We start from the raw sequence: 16,199 nt of genomic DNA on the forward strand, positions 1-16,199 counted from the left end.
ACTATTTCGAGCCGAGCGTCTTGATCGCCTCGTCGGTGGACGAGTCGGTCTGGCGCATCAGGGCGGCCGTGTTCTCGAAGGCGCGCTGGACCATGATCAACCTGGTGATCTCCAGCACCGGATTGACATTGGACTCTTCGAGAAAACCTTGGGCAACGCCGATATCGGAGCGATCGGTGACAGGCTCCGGGGTGCGTGCCGGAACAATGCCGGAATTGCCATAGCGGACGAAGTTCGCGCCTGGATCGAAATTGTAGAGGCCGATCGATCCGACAAGCTGATCGTTCTGGCGCAACGAACCATCGGCCCCGGCCTTGGGCGGACCGTTGCGGGGGTCAAGCTGGATCGGCGAGCCGCCGGCATCGAGCACCGGGTGGCCTTCGATCGACATCAGTTCGCCGTTCTCGTTCATTGAAAAACGGCCGTCGCGGGTCATGACGGTGCCGACCGGCGTCTCTATGGCGAACCAGGCATCGCCCTGGATGGCGAAATCGAAGGGATTTCCGGTCTCGCTCAAAGCACCGTGGGCGCCGGAAAGGTAGGTCTTGCCCGGGGAGGCGAATGACACCGATTTCTGCCCGGTGCCAGAGACGACGTCCTCGAACTTCACGCCGGTGGCGCGAAAGCCGATCGTGGAGGCGTTGGCGACGTTGTCGGCGATGGTGTCGAGGCGCCGCTCGAGCGCGATCTGCGATGAAAGAGCGACGTACAGGCTGTCCCGCATGATGGTCTCAGAACCTCAGTTTCTGCATGGCCATCATCAGGTCGGTGGAGATGCCGACGGTGAGTGGCTGGGCAAACAGCACGCTGACCGAGGTGACGGCCGATGAAGTCGGGTTGTTGATCTCGTACATACTGGTGAAGCGCGTCAGGAACTTGCCGAGTTTCTCGGGGTCGGAGAAATCCGAGATGTCGAGTTTCTGCTCGAACAGCTGCGCCTGCTTGTCGACATCGGCGGTGGCGAAGGAATCGGGCAGGCCGAGCACGGTGCGCACGACACTGGCAAGCGCAGTGTCGGCCAGCACGTCATACCAACTGGTGATGGTTGGGGCCTTGCGATCGAAATAAAGCGCCAGCCGCACGCCCTGGTTGGTCTGGCCGGCATCCTCTTCGAGGGTCTGGCGCATGTATTTGTCGACGGTCGGCTGCTGCGCCGGATTGATGGTGGTGGCCGCTTCGCCATATTGTTCGAAGTTGAAGGCGGCGGCCAGCCCGGCATAGGCCTTGTTGGTCATCTTGTTGGCGACGCTGTCGGCGTCGCGAATGCCACCGGCAAGAACGTTGCGGATGAGGTCCTTGCTTTCCGTCGCCGGGTCCAGTCCGTAGGCCGAGAGCACGTAGTTGTACAATCGGCTGTTGGCCATCAGGTCGTCGATGGATTTCACGTTCGTGACGTTGGCAAGGTAGTACGCGGTCTCCGACTTGATGTAGTCCGCATTCGGCGCGATCAGGCCAAGCGCCGACTCCGTCGTATAGATTTTCGGGGTGTCTTTCTGCACTTCGTCGCGCGACGTTGTCTGATCGCCATATTGGGCAAAGTTGAAGGCCGTGACGAAGTTGGCGTACCGTTTATCCGTCAGCTTGTTTGCTGGGCTGTCGGGGTCGCTGACGCCGCCCTCGAGCATTGTGCGGATCTGCTGCGGCGTTTCGGTTGACGCATCAAGTCCGTAGGAAGCCATGGCGAAGGTGAGCAGGCGCTTGTCCGCCATGAGGTTGTCGATCGACGTCACCTTGGAAATGTTTGCCGCGTAATAGTCGGCCTCGCCCTTGATATATTGCGCGCTTGGCTCGACCAATGTCAGTCCGGCTCCGGCCATGTATCCTTTCGGCACCGCCTGCTGGACATCGTCGCGCATGGTCGTCTGATCGCCATACTGGGCGAAGTCGAAGGCTGCGACGAATTTGGCGTAGCTCTTGTCGGGCAGTTTGTTGGCAGGACTGTCGGGATCGCTGACGCCACCTTCGAGCATCGCCTTGACGGTTGCGGCAGGTTCGGTTGCGGCGTCGAGTCCGAAAGCGGCCATCGCATATGTCAGCAGGCGGCTGTCGCCCATCAGGTCGTCGACCGATTTAACCTTGGCGATGTTGGTGACGTAGTAGGCGGTTTCGCTCTGGTAGTAAGGGAGCCCCTTCTGCGAGGCGCCGATCTGGACTTGCAGCGCATAGTTGCTGGTCACCAGTTGCTGCGCCTTGTTGTAGACAGTCGTACTGGTGCCGTTGGCCGCGAAATTGAAGGCCTTGACGAATTCGGCGTAACGCTTGTCGGTCAGCTTGTTGGCGAAGCTGTTGGGATCGGAGACGCCTTCCTTGAGTGCCTTGACCATGAAGGCCTTGGCGTAAGCCATGTCCTCGAGCCCGTAGGCCTTCATGGCATATTTGAACAAACGGTCATTCTTGACGAAATCATCGATCGATTTCACCTTGGTGATGTTGTCCAGATAATATTTGGTGTCGCGATCAACCACGGGCTGCTGCTCGATCCTGTCGATCGACTTTGAAATGTCCCTGGTGATGAGCTGGTAGCTGGTAAAGGTATTAAGCAAAGAGGTGCCTCCGGCCGAAGCTATGTCCGGACAATACCCCTACTTCCTTGCGCGAAACTGAATCGTCTCCGACGCCTTCGATTCAAGCCTCACACAAGGCACGGGGGCTATCCCTAGCTCCTGATGTGAAATGCGGAAGGACCTGTCGTGGGCATTCTGATTGGACTGGTGGTAACGCTCGGCTGCGTCCTTGGCGGCTTCATGGCCATGGGCGGCCATCTTCACGTGCTGATCCAGCCCTGGGAGGCAGTGATCATCTGTGGTGCGGCTTTTGGCACCTTCCTCGTCGCCAATCCGATGAAGACGGTCAAGGATACCGGCAAGGGCATTCTCGAAGCCTTCAAGCAGGCGGTGCCGAAGGAACAGGACTATCTCGAAACGCTCGGCGTGCTGCACTCGCTGATGCGCGAGCTGCGCTCGAAATCCCGCAGCGAGGTCGAGGCGCATATCGACAATCCGGAAGAGTCGGCGATTTTCCAGGCGTTCCCAACCGTGCTGCATAACCACGATCTGACGCATTTCATCTGCGACTACTGCCGCATCATCATCATCGGCAATGCCCGCTCGCACGAGATCGAGGCGCTGATGGACGAAGAAATCCAGACCATCAGGTCCGACAAGATGAAGGCCTATCACGCGATGGTGGCGGTGGGCGATGGCCTGCCGGCGCTCGGCATCGTCGCCGCCGTGCTCGGCGTGGTCAAGGCGATGGGCGCGCTCGACCAGTCGCCGGAAATTCTCGGCGGTTTGATTGGTGCCGCACTTGTCGGAACGTTCCTCGGCATCTTCCTGTCCTATTCGGTGGTCGGACCGGTCGCCACCAAGATCAAGACAGTGCGCGAGAAGAAGAACCGCCTCTATATCATCGTCAAGCAGACGCTGTTGGCCTACATGAACGGCGCGCTGCCGCAGGTGGCGATCGAGTTCGGCCGCAAGACCATCTCGTCCTATGAACGGCCGACGATCGACGCGGTCGAGCAGAGCACGATGAATACCGGCACCGTCGAAAAGAAGGCCGCCTGAACGATGCGCGACAGATCGGTCCCGGCACTGTCATGACCAGCCTGGGCAGTCCAGCGGAAGCGCGCTCGCTGATCATCGAGCGTCTGGTCGGCGACAGCGGCGAGGCCGCGCAGGTCATCGACGCAGGCCGCGCCATGGCCGAACGCGCCGTGCCGCTGCTGCAGAAAAGCCTGACCAGCGAGTTTGGCGTTCCGGTCGTCGTCGATCTCAAAGCGATCGAGGTCAGCCGCGTTCCCGAGGCGCGTTCGCGTGCCGGCGACACGTTTGCGATGACCGTGATCGGCTCGTCGGCGTCCTCCGATGCGATGACCCTGGTAATCGATGCTCCGGCGATCGCCATCATGGTCTGCACGCTGTTCGGCGGCGACCCGGATCTGCCGGCATCGCCGATCGAACGCGATCTGTCGCAAATCGAAATCGATGTTTCGACCATGCTGTTCCAGCAGGTCGCACAGGCCCTCAACGGATCGGGAAAGCGTTCGCTCGACCTGCGCCTGCCCGCGCCGCGGGCAATGTCGGGCACCGAGGCGAAGCGGTACGTGCTGCGCGATGGCGCGGCAATCCGCATCGTGCTTGGCATCTCGACGCCGGCCGACAGTGGCACCGTGACGGTGACGATGCCGCAGCGCGTCGTGCTGGCCAGCCGCGACGGAGCCGTGCCTGTCAGCGACGACGATCACGGCCCCAGCTGGCGCGCCCGCTTTTCGGAAGAGGTGATGCGCTCCACCGTGGCGCTCGAGGCCACGATGCCGCTGGCGCGGCTGACGCTCGGCGACCTCGCCGGTTTCGAAATCGGCGACGTCATCGAATTCGAGGAAACGGCCCAGTCCCAGGCGCGTCTCAGCGCACGGGGCAAGACGCTGTTCGTATGCGAGTTCGGCAAACTGGGACAGAATTACACCGTCCGGATCAGGCAACCTTACGATGCCGGGCAGGACTTTATCGACGGGCTGATGCCGGCTGCCGCCGGACGCGCCTGAGCATTTGGAGACGATCATGGCCAAAACCAAGGCGGAAGCCGACCTCGACCAGCCGGACGAGCAACTCGACCGTGCCATCGAAGAGTTGCGCGGGGTCCTGCATGAAGAGGAGCAACGTCCCGATGCGGCGTTCAGGGCGGCCTCATCGGCCAATTCGAGCGTGATCATGAACATCCCCGTCGATGTCCAGATCATCCTCGGCAGCACCGAGATGCCGGTCTCCGATCTGATGGCGCTGCAAAAAGGGTCGACCGTGGCGCTCAATCGCCGCATCGGCGAACCTGTCGACGTCGTGGTCAACGGCCGCAAGATCGCGCGCGGCGAGATCACCGTTCTGGAAAGCGATCCGTCGCGCTTCGGCATCAGGCTGACCGAAATCATCGCCGGCACGAAGGGCGCCTAGACATGGTTTGCGGGGCTTGCCGGTGGCAGCGGAGGCGAGTGGCATGACGACGCCGGTGACCTTGACCCGCGCGCAGAAGGCGGCCGCCATACTTGTGGCGATGGGCAAGCCGTCGGCCAGCCGCCTGCTGAAATTCTTCAAGCAGGAAGAACTGAAGGCCCTGATCGAGGGCGCCCGGCTGCTGCGGACGATTCCGCAAAGCGATCTTGAGCGCATTGTCGCTGAGTTCGAGGCCGAATTCACCGAAGGGGCGGGATTGCTCGATTCCGCCGACAGGATGGACACCATCCTCAACGAATCGCTCTCGCCCGAAGAGATGAGCGCGATCATGGGCGACAGGAAATTCGAGGTCGCACCGGAAGGCCCGCCGCCGATCTGGCCCGAGCTCGAAAAGCTCGAGCCGGCGCGGCTTGGCGCCTTCCTGGCCGGTGAGCATCCGCAGACAGCGGCCATGGTGTTGTCGAAGCTGGCGCCGCAGGTGGCGGCGAGCGTGCTGCTGACACTGACCAAGCCGATGCGTGGAGAAATCATCAAGCGCATGGTGACGATGGCCAATGTTCCCGACGCTGCCGCCAGGATCGTCGAAAACCGGTTGCGCACCAGTGTGCTGGCCGAAACCTCGACCAAAGACACCTCGGCCGGGCAGGCGCGTGTCGCCAGCGTCCTCAACGAACTCGACAAGCCGCTGCTCGAGGAGGTGATGCAGGATCTGGAAGCCGCCGGCACGCCTGATCTCGACGGCGTGCGAGCCCGGCTGTTTGCTTTCGACGATCTGCCGCTGCTCACCCAGAAAGCGCGGGTGCTGCTGTTCGACGGGCTGTCGACGGAGCTGGTCACGCTGGCCTTGCGTGGCACGTCGGCCGCCCTTGCAGAATCGGTGCTGTCGGCCATCGGCGCCCGCTCGCGGCGCATGATCGAAGCCGAGCTCGGGCAGGGCTCGGACGGGATCCCCCTCGCCGATATCATGGCGGCCCGCAAGACGATCGTTACGACGACGATCCGGCTGTCGCGCGAAGGCGCCTTCGAACTCCCCTCGACCCAAGACGCCGCCTAGGACCGCGCCATGGCTGACGCGGTCGACAAGGATTCGAAAACCGAAGAGGCGACGGAAAAGAAGATCCGCGACACCATCGAACAGGGCAAGCTGCCCCATTCGCGGGAGACAGCGCTCTTTGCCTCGTTCGTTGCCATACTGGTGTTCACCGTCTTCTACGCCAAGGATGCGATCATCGATCTCGGCATGTTCCTGTCGATGTTCCTGGAGAAGCCGGAAGCCTGGCCAATGGACACCGAGACCGACGTCATCGCGCTTTACAAGATCGTCCTGCTCGAGGTCGGCCGCGCCGTCCTGAGCTTGATGGTGCTGCTGACCGTCGCCGGCGTCGGCGCCTCGGTGTTCCAGAACATGCCGCAATTCGTAGGCGAGCGGGTCCGGCCGCAACTCTCGCGCATTTCGATCGCCAAGGGTTGGAACAGGCTGTTCGGCATCCAGGGTTGGGTCGAGTTCCTGAAGTCACTCGGCAAGGTCGGGTTTGCCATCGTCGTGCTGAGCTTCACCCTGTCGGAAGACCACCGCAAGCTGCTCGCAGGCATGATCACCAATCCGGTCGCCTTCGGTCTCGTCATCCGCGGCATCGCCGTCGACATCCTGGTGGCGATCGTCTTCGTCATGGGGCTGATCGCGGCAGTCGACATCGTCTGGTCGCGCTTCCACTGGAAGCAGGATCTGCGCATGAGCAAGCAGGAGGTCAAGGACGAGTTCAAACAGTCCGAGGGCGACCCGATCGTCAAGTCGCGGCTGCGCTCCCTGGCGCGCGACCGGGCGCGCAAACGGATGATGACGGCTGTGCCGCGCGCGACGCTGATCATCGCCAACCCGACGCACTTCTCGATCGCGCTGAAATATGTGCGCGACGAGGACTCGGCGCCCATGGTGCTGGCCAAGGGCCAGGATCTGGTGGCGCTCAAGATCCGCGAGATCGCGCGGGAACACAACATCCCGGTCTTCGAGGACGTGGCGCTCGCCCGCTCCATGTACAAGCAAGTTTCGGTCGATAATGTGATCCCGTCACAATTCTACCAGGCCGTCGCCGAACTGGTGCGGATCGTCTACTCGAAAAAGGCTGAGCGCAGACAGATTTCATGAACCGGCAACCGCACGCAAAATCCCGCGAGATCATCGTCGCCAGCGCCATCGAGCAGGTGGTGGGCGAACTGAGGCTGATCGATGTCGCCGACTACATCGCCTTTATCCGGCTGGAGCATTTCGCATGCCTGTCGGACCTGGTCGATTCAGCGGTTGAGTTGTTCTTCATGCCGGGCACTCTGCGGCTCGGCCATGGTGGTGAGGCGCATGTCGACTGGAGCGGCAGCCCGCGCATCGTGCTCGATCTGGAACTGAGGCCGCCCGGCGTCACCGTCTATTTCCAGCTGACGCTGAGCGAGCTCGGCGCGTCGGTGGCGGTCAACTACGTATCGTTCGAGAAGCCGGGCGAAGACCCGGAGCGCAACACGGCGCTGCTCGAAGCGGTGATCGAAGAGGCGCGTATCCGCAAGGTCGAGCCGCTGGCCTATCGCTGACCGTCGGTCGCGTTCGAAGCGCTGCCGAATTCCCCTATTCGATCAAGCCCAGCCGCAGCGCCTTGGCAACGGCCTGGTTGCGATTGACGGCGTTGAGCTTCTGGGTCGATTGGGTCAGATACTGGTTGGCGGTGTGCACCGACAGTTTCAGGAGTCGCGCGATCTCCTCGCTGGTGTTGCCGTTGGCGGTCAGCTTCAGGCATTCGAGTTCGCGCTTGGAGATTGCACGCATGCGGCCGGCATCGCCCGGACGGATGCGGGCGACGGCGGCGAACAGCGAAAAGCAGCGGGCGTGTATTTCGTAGAGCGCATCCTGCTGCAAGGTCATCTCCGAGCCCAGGAACACGACAAGACCGCATTGGCCGCGGTCGGCGTGCACGGGAAAAGCGATGCCGCTGGTTCCGGGCACCAGCGCCGCCATCCGCTCGGTCCAGGCGAAATCGCCAAACAGCTCCGCCGTGGCAGGGACGCCGTCATCCGTCCACCAGCGCGGTTCGGTCGAGATGCGGGTGTGGCGCACGATCTCCTCGCCGTTGGCGCCTGAGATGAACTTGGTCGCCACGGCAATGCCGGGATAATCGGAATCGAAGCATGGCACGAGCCGCGCCCGCTCGGGCGAGGGGCTTACGAAGAAGAGGCCGAAAGCCGAGGCATTCATGTCAACGGCGATCCAGCGGCAGCGGCGCACGGCATCGGGAATGGTGACCGCGTGATGGGTTTCGGAGCCAAGGGTGAAGGCCCCGAACGGGTTGCGCTGCTCGTTGAAAAGGGCTTCGGCCGTTTCCTTGATATCGGCGTGTTTCAAATGATGCCGCTCCTGATCGCCGTGGCGATGGCCATCGCGCGGTTGCTGGCCGCGAATTTCTGGATGGCGTGGGTGATGTAGCTGTTGACGGTGTTGGAGGAGACGCCAAGGATGACGGCGACCTCGTCGGTGGTCTTGCCTTCGGAAACCCAGAACAGGCATTCGCGCTCGCGATCCGACAACGGGTCCTGCATGGCGGCGGCGGCAATCAGTTGCGGGATGTGCGAGAGCGCGTAGCAGCATTTCAGCTGCGCGCGCATCAGCGCCGGCTGGTCGATGCTGCCGGCGGTCGCCGCAGAGAACAGGGCAAACAGGCGCTGGCGGCCGACATTGAGGCGCAGCGAATAGATTTCGGCATGGCCGAGCACGTCGAGAAGGCGGGCTTCCTCGCCGGTGACCAATCCGTCTGCTTCTGGTGCCCGAGATGCCACCAGCGGCTGTGGGCGGATGCCTGGCGCGACGGTGAGCGCGCCTTGCGCAAGCCCGGCGATCAATCGCTTGCCGATCAGCTCGATGGCATCGAAAATCCAGTTGGAGGAGACGATGCGCGCATCGTTGCGGTCCTGGTCGTGGACGATGGCGACCAACATGTAGCTGTCGGCGCCGATCTCGGCGGTCAGTTGCATGAAAAAGCTGGTGAGATCGCCGCGCGACGTCAGGCGCGAGCCCAATGTGTCGGATTGAAGACGTGCGGCGGGACTGCTCATTCTTGTTGCTTTTGGCCGGAATCGTTTCTGCTGTCCGGATACTGGAAGCCAGCCGCCGAACCCGAATACGCATTACTTTGACGAAGACACACGCGTGGCGCAGGGCTGCACCGAACCAAATCCCGAATCCATTCAGGGAACGCGAAGCCGTCCGCGTCTGGTGCCGGAAAAGCTCCGGAACAAAAGACTTTGGGTGGTCGCCGCGCCCCCCAGGACCGGCTGATTCGGGTCTAATCTACCCGCAGTTGAATCTGACATCAAACGCGATTTGACAAAATCGAATCCGGTGGACTCATGTGCGACTCACAAGTCGGTTTTCGCGCCCTGGACAGAAGACCGGGACGCAGAAGTCTTCGCCGGCCACCTCGGCGGCTGGTCGATTTCGCCAGGCTCGGGAGCATTGGACAGACGGGCGCGCCGGTTGCTGTGCCGAAGGCTGGGGCCTTGGCCCGATAGTGGGAGCCCGGCGATGTTGCCGCCCGGTCCCGGTGGTCCTTTGCTTATGCCTGTCGTTGTCCCAAAACCGCCAGATGCTCCTGGACGACAGGCATTTACCGATCCTCGAACCCGGTCAGCACGCCGACCGCGTTGATGCCGATCTCCTCGACGGCATAGCCGCCTTCCATGATGAACAGCGTCGGCAGGCCGAGCCTGGCGATGCGGCGGCCGATCTTGGGATAATCAGACGTCTTCAGCTTGAACTGGCTGATCGGGTCCTTCTCGAACGTATCGACGCCCAGCGAGACGATGACGACATCCGGTGCATAAGCGGCGAGCCTGCCGCAGGCATCCTCGAGCGAGGCGTCCCAGGCATCCCAGTCGGTGCCGAAGGGCATCGGATAGTTGATGTTGAAGCCTTCGCCGGCACCCGCGCCACGTTCGTCGGCATGGCCGAGGAAGAACGGGTACTCGACCATCGGATCGCCATGCAGATTGAGCACCTGGACGTCGGCACGGTCGTAGAAGATCTCCTGCGTACCGTTGCCGTGATGGTAGTCGACATCGAGGATCGAGATGCGTTTGGCGCCGTGGTCGCGGAACCATTGCGCGGCGACGGCGGCGTTGTTGATGTAGCAATAGCCGCCCATGAAGCCAGCCCCGGCATGGTGGCCGGGTGGACGGCAGAGCGCGAAGGCGGAAGCCTCGCCATCCTTGAGCAGGCCGGCGGCGGTCAGCGCTACGTCGTAGGAAGACTTGATCGCGGCCCACGTGCCTTCGACGAAAGTGGCGCCGGCATCGAAGGAATAATAGCCGAGCAGCGCGTCGACGCGCTTTGGCGGCACGTCGCCGCGCAGGCCGCGCGTCGGCCAGGTGAAGGGCATCGCCGTGCCTGTGAGGCCTGCTTCCAGCCATTGCGGCCAGACCGTCGGGAGAAAGTCGATATAGTCTGATTTGTGGATGCGCTTGGCGGCGGCGAGGTCATGTTCGTGCGGCGCGATGATGGGACCCAGTTTCTCGCTTTCGACCCGTGCCTTGATGAATTCGGCCCTCGATGGCTTTTCGAAACCCGGCACGATGGCTGATGTGACCAATTCCATTTGACCGGCATGGCCGGCGTGAAGGGGGGAGAAAACAGTCTTCATAAATTCCTCTCGAAGTGCGAAATCAGTCAAGATTCAAGATTGAGATAAGGGCTCACCAGAGCGAGCCACATTCTTTCCACATCGTCCTCGATGAGGTCGTATGTCTTGCGGTCTCTTTTCAGCCCGACAAGCCGGCAGGCGTGCCCGACGTCCATCATCAGCACGCCGAGCCGGCTGGCGATCTTGTCTTCAAGCGCCGGGTTCACATGCTGCAGCCATGCGGCGTAGAGCGCGATGATCTGCTCGTCATATTCGTTCTGGATCGGCCTGAGGTCGGCGTTGCCTGAAATGGCCTCGATCACCGGCATCAGGCTGGCGTTTTCGAGGTAGAGTCTGGACGTGTCGATGAAGAGCTTGCGCACTTCCTGCCGAAACTCTTCACGGTTGGTGGGCGGGGCGACCTTGATACGCTTGGCGATCACCTCGGGAAAGGATGACAGCCAGCGCCGGGCGAGGTCCAGAAGAATGGCTTCCTTGTTGGGAAAGTATTGGTAGATCGAACCAACCGACAAGCCTGCGCGCTGCGCAATGGCGAGCGTCGTCGGCGTTTTGGTTCCTTGCTCCCGCGTCAAGACCAGCGCTGCGTCGAGAATCCGGTCGACCACCTTGCTGGAGCGTTGTTGCCGCGGCTGTTTGCGCGGTTCGAGCGCTATCCTGGTTTTGCGGTCGAGACTGCGCTTCACCGTCCGATGTCCTCGTTCCCCGCCCGGTCTCAACATGGTGGGAGCTTGCTGTCCACGATACATTCCAGATTCGGTATGTTGACAAACGCGAATAATCAGTCGCATTCTTTATCCACGCTGCCTCTTGGGATGACAAGGGGAATTTCCAAGACAGCGCGCTGGCATTCTTTTTCGTCCCATGGCGCCGCTCCGGTGGAGTGGCAGGTCGTTGGCCAAGAGGTTGTCGGTCTCAGTCAGTCGTCAAAAGCGCGGAGTCGCGATGTCTGTCACAGGTGCAGGTCACAATGCGGATCTGATCGTCATCAATGGTCGTGTACTGACCATCGACGACGACAATCCCACCGCCGAGGCCGTCGCCGTCAAGGACGGCGCAATCATCGCCATCGGCAGCCGCGCCTCCATCGAAGAGTTCAAGGGACCGGCCACCAAGGTAATCGATGCCAAGGGCGGCTCCGTCCTGCCGGGTTTTATTGAAGCCCACATGCATCTGTTCTCGGGCGGGGCTGAACTTGCCCACCTTCAACTCACCGGTATCCATGGCTTCGAGGCGCTGCAGAAGGCGATCCGCGACTATGCGCCTACCCGGCCCGACGCGAAGATGCTGGTCGGCCAAGGCGTCGACTACACCGTGCTCGGCAGCGAGCGCGTGACGCGCCATCACCTCGACGCCATTTTGCCCGATCGTCCGTTCTGCATGGCGGCGCCCGACCATCACACCATGTGGGCCAACACCAAGGCGTTGGAAATGGCCGGCATCCTGCAGGGGCGCACGCTCGGCCCTGGCAATGAGATTGTCATGGGTGACGATGGACTGGCCGCCGGCGAATTGCGCGAAGGCGAGGCCTTTGGCCCGGTGCTCGACCTTGCCGGCGAAAGTCGGGTGCGGCTGGGGCTGTCGACCGGCGGCGAGCCGGACCCGATGCCGACGGCGGCCGAGCGGGACGCCGATCGCGACATCATGCGGCGCGGGCTCGCCTGGTGCGCCCGCCACGGCATCACCTCGATCCAGAACATGGACGGCAATCTCTATCAGCTTGAGCTGCTGGCCGAGATCGAAGCCGAGGAAGGCTTGCCCTGCCGCGTCAAGATCCCGTTCCACTACAAGAATTTCATGACGCTCGACATGCTCGACAAGGCATCTGATATGGCCGAAAGCTACAACAGCGAATGGCTGTCGTCGGGCATGGTCAAGGTGTTCTACGACGGGGTGCTCGATTCCTGGACAGCTGTCATGGTCGAGCCATACGCCGACCGGCCCGACTGGGTGGGCGAGCCGCTGTTCACGCCGCAACAATTCATCGATCTGGCCGTCGCGGCCGACAGGCGCGGGCTGCAGATCGCCGTGCACTCGATCGGCGACGGCGCGGTGCGCGCGGTGCTGGACGGTTATGAGGCGGCGCAGAAGGCGAACGGCAAGCGCGACAGCCGTCACCGGGTCGAGCACATCGAGGTCACCACCACATCGGATGTGCCGCGTTTCGCAGAACTCGGCGTCATTGCTTCCATGCAACCGCCGCATCCGCCCGGCGCCATGGATTTTCCGCTGGAGCCGACGGTGTCGCGCATCGGGCCGGCACGCTGGCCGCTGAGCTATGCCTGGCGGACCTTGAAGGATGCCGGCGCGCATGTCGTCTTCGCATCCGATTGGCCGGTGTCGCCGATCGATCCGATCCTGGGCATTCAGGCGGCAGTGTTGCGCAAACCATGGGCAGAAAGCGACCCGGACCAGAGTTTCTCGCTGCATGAAGCGATCGCCGGTTACACGATCGAGGGCGCCTACGCCGAATTCGCCGAGCACCGCAAGGGTACGCTGAGATCGGGCTACATGGCCGATCTGGTGGTTTTGTCGATGGATATCGAGAACACCGCCCCGGCCGATCTGCACAAGGTGCGGCCGGTGACGACGATTTGCGGCGGCAAGATCACCTATCAGGCCTGACTATGGCATGGGGCTTGCCGGCCTCAATGACTGACTGAACTGTGACCCAATGCCGGGCTTGCCAACCCACCGGCCATGTGGTCACATCGAACAGGGGAAGAGCTCCGCCAGCAAGAGCGGGGTCAACAGTGAGGCGTAATCGTGCCGGACAAACCGGATCGGAATGCGATTGAAGTAGTAAACGTCAGCAAAATTTTCGGATCAGGTGAGGGGCAGGTGGCTGCCCTCGACACGGTCTCGGTATCTATCCGCGAGAACGAATTCTTCACGTTGCTGGGGCCATCCGGCTGCGGCAAGACGACGTTGCTCAGGCTGATCGCCGGCTTCGATTTTCCAACCGCCGGTGAAATCCTGCTCTACGGCCAGGACATCGCGCCGCTGCCACCCTTCAAACGGCCGGTCAACACCGTTTTCCAATCCTATGCGCTGTTCCCGCACATGACGGTCGCCGACAATATCGGCTTTGGCCTGGAAATGCTGGGTAAGCCGAGGGCCGAGATCAAGGCGCGCGTCGCCGAGATGCTGAAGCTGGTCAAGATGGAGGCACTCGCCGGTCGTCGCACCAGCCAGATCTCCGGCGGCCAGCAGCAGCGCGTGGCCTTGGCCCGCGCCTTGGCACCGCAGCCGAAGGTGCTTTTGCTCGACGAGCCACTGTCGGCGCTCGACTACAAGCTGCGCAAGGAGATGCAGATCGAGTTGAAGCGGCTGCAGCACGAGACCGGCATCACCTTCATCTTCGTCACCCACGACCAGGAAGAAGCGCTGACCATGTCCGACCGCATCGCGGTCATGTCATCGGGCAAGATCCTCCAGGTCGGTTCGCCCTGGGATATCTACGACAAGCCGGCCGAACGCTTCGTCGCCGACTTTATCGGTGAAACCAACTTCCTGACGGCCGCCATCAGCGAGATGGCCAACGGCAAGGCGCGCGCCACGCTCAAGTCCGGTGCGACCATCGAGGCGACCGTGGCCCAGGGTTTCCAGCCCAAGCCCAATGCCACGGTCGTGGTTCGGCCTGAACACGCCAAGCTGACCAAGGCCAAGGGCGAACTGTCGGGGAGGGTCGATAATATCGTCTATTTCGGCACCGACACCCACATCCATGTTCATCTCGACAGCGGCGAACTCTTCACCGTACGCCAGCAGAATACGCGCAGCGCGGGCTGCGGTTTCGAGAAGGGCGACGCGGTCGGCATCCTCATCGGCAGCGATGCCGCCCAGGTCCTGAAGGACTGACGATGGCGACCGCGGAAGAAGTCGCCAAGGCAGCGGAGCGGCGCGATGTCCGCGACCGCTGGCTTTTGTCAGCGCCAGCGCTGCTGGTCATTTTCCTCGCCGCGACCGGCCCTTTGCTGATCGTGCTCGTCTACTCGTTCCTGACGCCAGGCTCCTATGGCGACGTGAAGTGGCAGTTCTCGCCGGAAGCCTGGATAGCGGTGTTTCTGGAACGCGATATCTTCGACGACACGCTTTCGATCGCCGCCGCCCACGTCACCATCTTCCTGCGCTCGATCAAGCTCTCGGTGGTGACGACGATCGCCACCTTGGTGCTTGGTTTCCCGACCGCCTATTTCATGGCGACGCGCAGCGAAAAGACCCGCGATCTCTGGCTGTTCCTGATCACCATTCCGTTCTGGACCAACCTTTTGATCCGCACCTTCGCGGTGCTGCAGATCATCCGCAACGAAGGCATCATCAACACGATGCTGCTCAAGCTCGGCATCATCTCGGCGCCGATCCAGATCCTCTATACCGACACGGCGATCCTGATCGGCATGGCCTATGTCTACCTGCCGCTGATGGTGCTGCCGATCTACGCCAGCATGGAAAAGCTGGATTTCCGGCTGGTCGAGGCGGGCTACGACCTTTACGCCACGCGCTTCCAGGTGCTGCGGCGGATTATCTTTCCGATGGTCAAGCCGGGCGTCATCGCCGGCTCCATCCTGGTCTTCATTCCAGCGCTTGGCGCCTATGTGACGCCGAGCGTGCTTGGCGGCGGCAAGAACATGATGCTGTCCAACCTGATCGAATTGCAGTTCGGGCAGGGCCGCAACTGGCCACTCGGCTCGGCGCTGTCGATCGCCGTCATGATCATCGTCATGGTGGCGCTGCTTGCCTATGTGCGCAATGCCGGCAAGTCGGGGGTGCGTCATGGCTAAGAACTTTTCCATCAAGCACCAGCCAGGATTCAGCGCGATCGCCGCGACCTGCTTTATCGTGCTGTATCTGCCGATCATCGTGCTGGTCATCTATGCCTTCAACGCGGCGAGCTCGACCTCCGAATGGGGCGGCTTTTCGCTGAAATGGTTCCAGTCGGCATGGCAGAACACGCAGGTCGTCGATGCCACGCTGCGTTCCTTCCAGATCGGCTCCATCGCGGCGGTGCTCTCCACGATCTTTGCCACCATGGCGGCGCTCGCCACCACCCGCACCGCGTCCTATCCCGGCCTCACCTTCAAGTATGCGGCGATCAACCAGCCGCTGATGGTGCCCGAGATCGTCACCGGGGTGGCGCTGCTGATCTTCTTCTCGCGCATCAAGATCTTCACCGGTTATTCCGGCATCGGCTATCTGGTCGCCGCGCACACGGCGTTCTGCATTCCCTTTGCCTATTTGCCGATCCGGGCGCGGCTTGAGAATATGGACCTGACGCTGGAGCGTGCCGCAGCCGACCTCTACGCGACGCCCTGGAAGACGTTCCGGCGCATCACGTTGCCGCTTCTGTGGCCCGGCATCCTGGCCGGGCTGATGCTGGCCTTCGTCATCTCGCTCGACGACGTCGTCATCACCGAGTTCGTCAAATCGGGCGGCCAGGACACGCTGCCCACCTACATGCTCGGCCAGATCCGCCGCGGCATCACACCCGAGATCAACGCGATATCGACCGCCTTCCTGCTGCTCTCGGTTGCCATCGTCACGTTGTTTTTCTTCGTCAGCAGGAAACGAGACTGAA

The 16,199-nt window shown here is 62.0% G+C and carries 16 protein-coding genes; 10 read left to right on the plus strand and 6 right to left on the minus strand.

What is annotated here, in order from left to right; genetic code table 11:
* Position 1: 1 nt before the first annotated feature.
* Together flgF and M729_RS0109625 are read right to left on the minus strand one after the other, a co-directional pair.
* Positions 2-724, minus strand: coding sequence for a flagellar basal-body rod protein FlgF (gene flgF, locus M729_RS0109620; RefSeq protein ID WP_013529801.1), 723 nt, complete (start codon positions 722-724; stop codon positions 2-4).
* Between the two features lie 7 nt (positions 725-731).
* Entirely contained in the window at positions 732-2,543 is a 1,812-nt protein-coding gene (locus tag M729_RS0109625) for a DUF1217 domain-containing protein (protein ID WP_027161438.1), read from the minus strand.
* A 147-nt stretch (positions 2,544-2,690) separates the two neighbouring features.
* Between M729_RS0109625 and motA the strand changes: the two genes are divergently transcribed.
* From motA to M729_RS0109655, 6 genes are read left to right on the plus strand one after another with little or no spacing between them, the layout of a single operon-like run.
* Positions 2,691-3,566, plus strand: a complete 876-nt coding sequence (gene motA, locus M729_RS0109630) for a flagellar motor stator protein MotA (protein ID WP_013529803.1) — start codon at positions 2,691-2,693, stop codon at positions 3,564-3,566.
* A 32-nt stretch (positions 3,567-3,598) separates the two neighbouring features.
* Positions 3,599-4,546: a FliM/FliN family flagellar motor switch protein gene (locus M729_RS0109635; protein ID WP_027161439.1), complete on the plus strand. Its 948-nt coding sequence runs from the start codon at positions 3,599-3,601 to the stop codon at positions 4,544-4,546.
* Positions 4,547-4,562: 16 nt separating this feature from the next.
* A complete protein-coding gene (gene fliN / locus M729_RS0109640) occupies positions 4,563-4,949 on the plus strand; it encodes a flagellar motor switch protein FliN (RefSeq protein WP_023809994.1) in 387 nt (128 codons plus the stop codon).
* A gap of 43 nt (positions 4,950-4,992) precedes the next feature.
* On the plus strand, positions 4,993-6,003 hold the full coding sequence (locus M729_RS0109645) for a flagellar motor switch protein FliG (protein ID WP_013529806.1): 1,011 nt from the start codon (positions 4,993-4,995) through the stop codon (positions 6,001-6,003).
* A gap of 9 nt (positions 6,004-6,012) precedes the next feature.
* Positions 6,013-7,095 (plus strand): flagellar biosynthesis protein FlhB, encoded by a 1,083-nt coding sequence (gene flhB, locus M729_RS0109650; protein ID WP_027161440.1) that lies wholly within the window; start codon positions 6,013-6,015, stop codon positions 7,093-7,095.
* Positions 7,092-7,529 carry a hypothetical protein gene (locus M729_RS0109655; protein ID WP_024502682.1) on the plus strand — a complete coding sequence of 146 codons (438 nt, stop codon included), beginning with the start codon at positions 7,092-7,094 and terminating at the stop codon, positions 7,527-7,529. Before flhB ends, M729_RS0109655 begins: the two co-directional genes overlap by 4 nt.
* Before the next feature lie 34 nt (positions 7,530-7,563).
* Here M729_RS0109655 and M729_RS0109660 read toward each other — a convergent pair whose 3' ends face one another.
* From M729_RS0109660 to M729_RS0109675, 4 genes are all read right to left on the minus strand, one after another.
* Positions 7,564-8,334: a helix-turn-helix transcriptional regulator gene (locus M729_RS0109660; RefSeq protein ID WP_027161441.1), complete on the minus strand. Its 771-nt coding sequence runs from the start codon at positions 8,332-8,334 to the stop codon at positions 7,564-7,566.
* Positions 8,331-9,041 carry a helix-turn-helix transcriptional regulator gene (locus tag M729_RS0109665; protein WP_013529810.1) on the minus strand — a complete coding sequence of 237 codons (711 nt, stop codon included), beginning with the start codon at positions 9,039-9,041 and terminating at the stop codon, positions 8,331-8,333. The genes M729_RS0109660 and M729_RS0109665 overlap by 4 nt, the downstream gene beginning before the upstream one ends.
* A 551-nt stretch (positions 9,042-9,592) precedes the next feature.
* Complete coding sequence (locus tag M729_RS0109670) at positions 9,593-10,624, minus strand: histone deacetylase family protein (protein WP_027161442.1); 1,032 nt, start codon at positions 10,622-10,624, stop codon at positions 9,593-9,595.
* A 26-nt stretch (positions 10,625-10,650) separates the two neighbouring features.
* Positions 10,651-11,412: a TetR/AcrR family transcriptional regulator gene (locus tag M729_RS0109675; RefSeq protein ID WP_244506862.1), complete on the minus strand. Its 762-nt coding sequence runs from the start codon at positions 11,410-11,412 to the stop codon at positions 10,651-10,653.
* A gap of 154 nt (positions 11,413-11,566) precedes the next feature.
* Between M729_RS0109675 and M729_RS0109680 the strand changes: the two genes are divergently transcribed.
* From M729_RS0109680 to M729_RS0109695, 4 genes are all read left to right on the plus strand, one after another.
* Entirely contained in the window at positions 11,567-13,246 is a 1,680-nt protein-coding gene (locus M729_RS0109680) for an amidohydrolase (protein ID WP_027161443.1), read from the plus strand.
* A gap of 141 nt (positions 13,247-13,387) precedes the next feature.
* Positions 13,388-14,482, plus strand: coding sequence for an ABC transporter ATP-binding protein (locus M729_RS0109685; RefSeq protein WP_027161444.1), 1,095 nt, complete (start codon positions 13,388-13,390; stop codon positions 14,480-14,482).
* A gap of 2 nt (positions 14,483-14,484) precedes the next feature.
* Positions 14,485-15,405, plus strand: a complete 921-nt coding sequence (locus M729_RS0109690) for an ABC transporter permease (protein ID WP_013529815.1) — start codon at positions 14,485-14,487, stop codon at positions 15,403-15,405.
* Positions 15,398-16,198 carry an ABC transporter permease gene (locus M729_RS0109695; RefSeq protein ID WP_013529816.1) on the plus strand — a complete coding sequence of 267 codons (801 nt, stop codon included), beginning with the start codon at positions 15,398-15,400 and terminating at the stop codon, positions 16,196-16,198. The genes M729_RS0109690 and M729_RS0109695 overlap by 8 nt, the downstream gene beginning before the upstream one ends.
* The last annotated feature ends 1 nt before the right edge of the window (position 16,199 follow it).

Source organism: Mesorhizobium sp. WSM1293, assembly GCF_000513875.1.
GTDB lineage: Bacteria > Pseudomonadota > Alphaproteobacteria > Rhizobiales > Rhizobiaceae > Mesorhizobium > Mesorhizobium ciceri.

What these genes read in the sequence shown, in the direction of transcription:
- M729_RS0109680 (WP_027161443.1), top strand. Translation starts at nt 11,567, where the DNA reads ATGTCTGTCACAGGTGCAGGTCACAATGCGGATCTGATCGTCATCAAT.
- M729_RS0109645 (WP_013529806.1), top strand. Translation starts at nt 4,993, where the DNA reads ATGACGACGCCGGTGACCTTGACCCGCGCGCAGAAGGCGGCCGCCATA.
- flhB (WP_027161440.1), top strand. Translation starts at nt 6,013, where the DNA reads ATGGCTGACGCGGTCGACAAGGATTCGAAAACCGAAGAGGCGACGGAA.
- M729_RS0109665 (WP_013529810.1), bottom strand. Translation starts at nt 9,041, where the DNA reads ATGAGCAGTCCCGCCGCACGTCTTCAATCCGACACATTGGGCTCGCGC.
- M729_RS0109670 (WP_027161442.1), bottom strand. Translation starts at nt 10,624, where the DNA reads ATGAAGACTGTTTTCTCCCCCCTTCACGCCGGCCATGCCGGTCAAATG.
- M729_RS0109655 (WP_024502682.1), top strand. Translation starts at nt 7,092, where the DNA reads ATGAACCGGCAACCGCACGCAAAATCCCGCGAGATCATCGTCGCCAGC.
- M729_RS0109695 (WP_013529816.1), top strand. Translation starts at nt 15,398, where the DNA reads ATGGCTAAGAACTTTTCCATCAAGCACCAGCCAGGATTCAGCGCGATC.
- M729_RS0109635 (WP_027161439.1), top strand. Translation starts at nt 3,599, where the DNA reads ATGACCAGCCTGGGCAGTCCAGCGGAAGCGCGCTCGCTGATCATCGAG.
- flgF (WP_013529801.1), bottom strand. Translation starts at nt 724, where the DNA reads ATGCGGGACAGCCTGTACGTCGCTCTTTCATCGCAGATCGCGCTCGAG.
- M729_RS0109690 (WP_013529815.1), top strand. Translation starts at nt 14,485, where the DNA reads ATGGCGACCGCGGAAGAAGTCGCCAAGGCAGCGGAGCGGCGCGATGTC.
- fliN (WP_023809994.1), top strand. Translation starts at nt 4,563, where the DNA reads ATGGCCAAAACCAAGGCGGAAGCCGACCTCGACCAGCCGGACGAGCAA.
- M729_RS0109675 (WP_244506862.1), bottom strand. Translation starts at nt 11,412, where the DNA reads ATGCGACTGATTATTCGCGTTTGTCAACATACCGAATCTGGAATGTAT.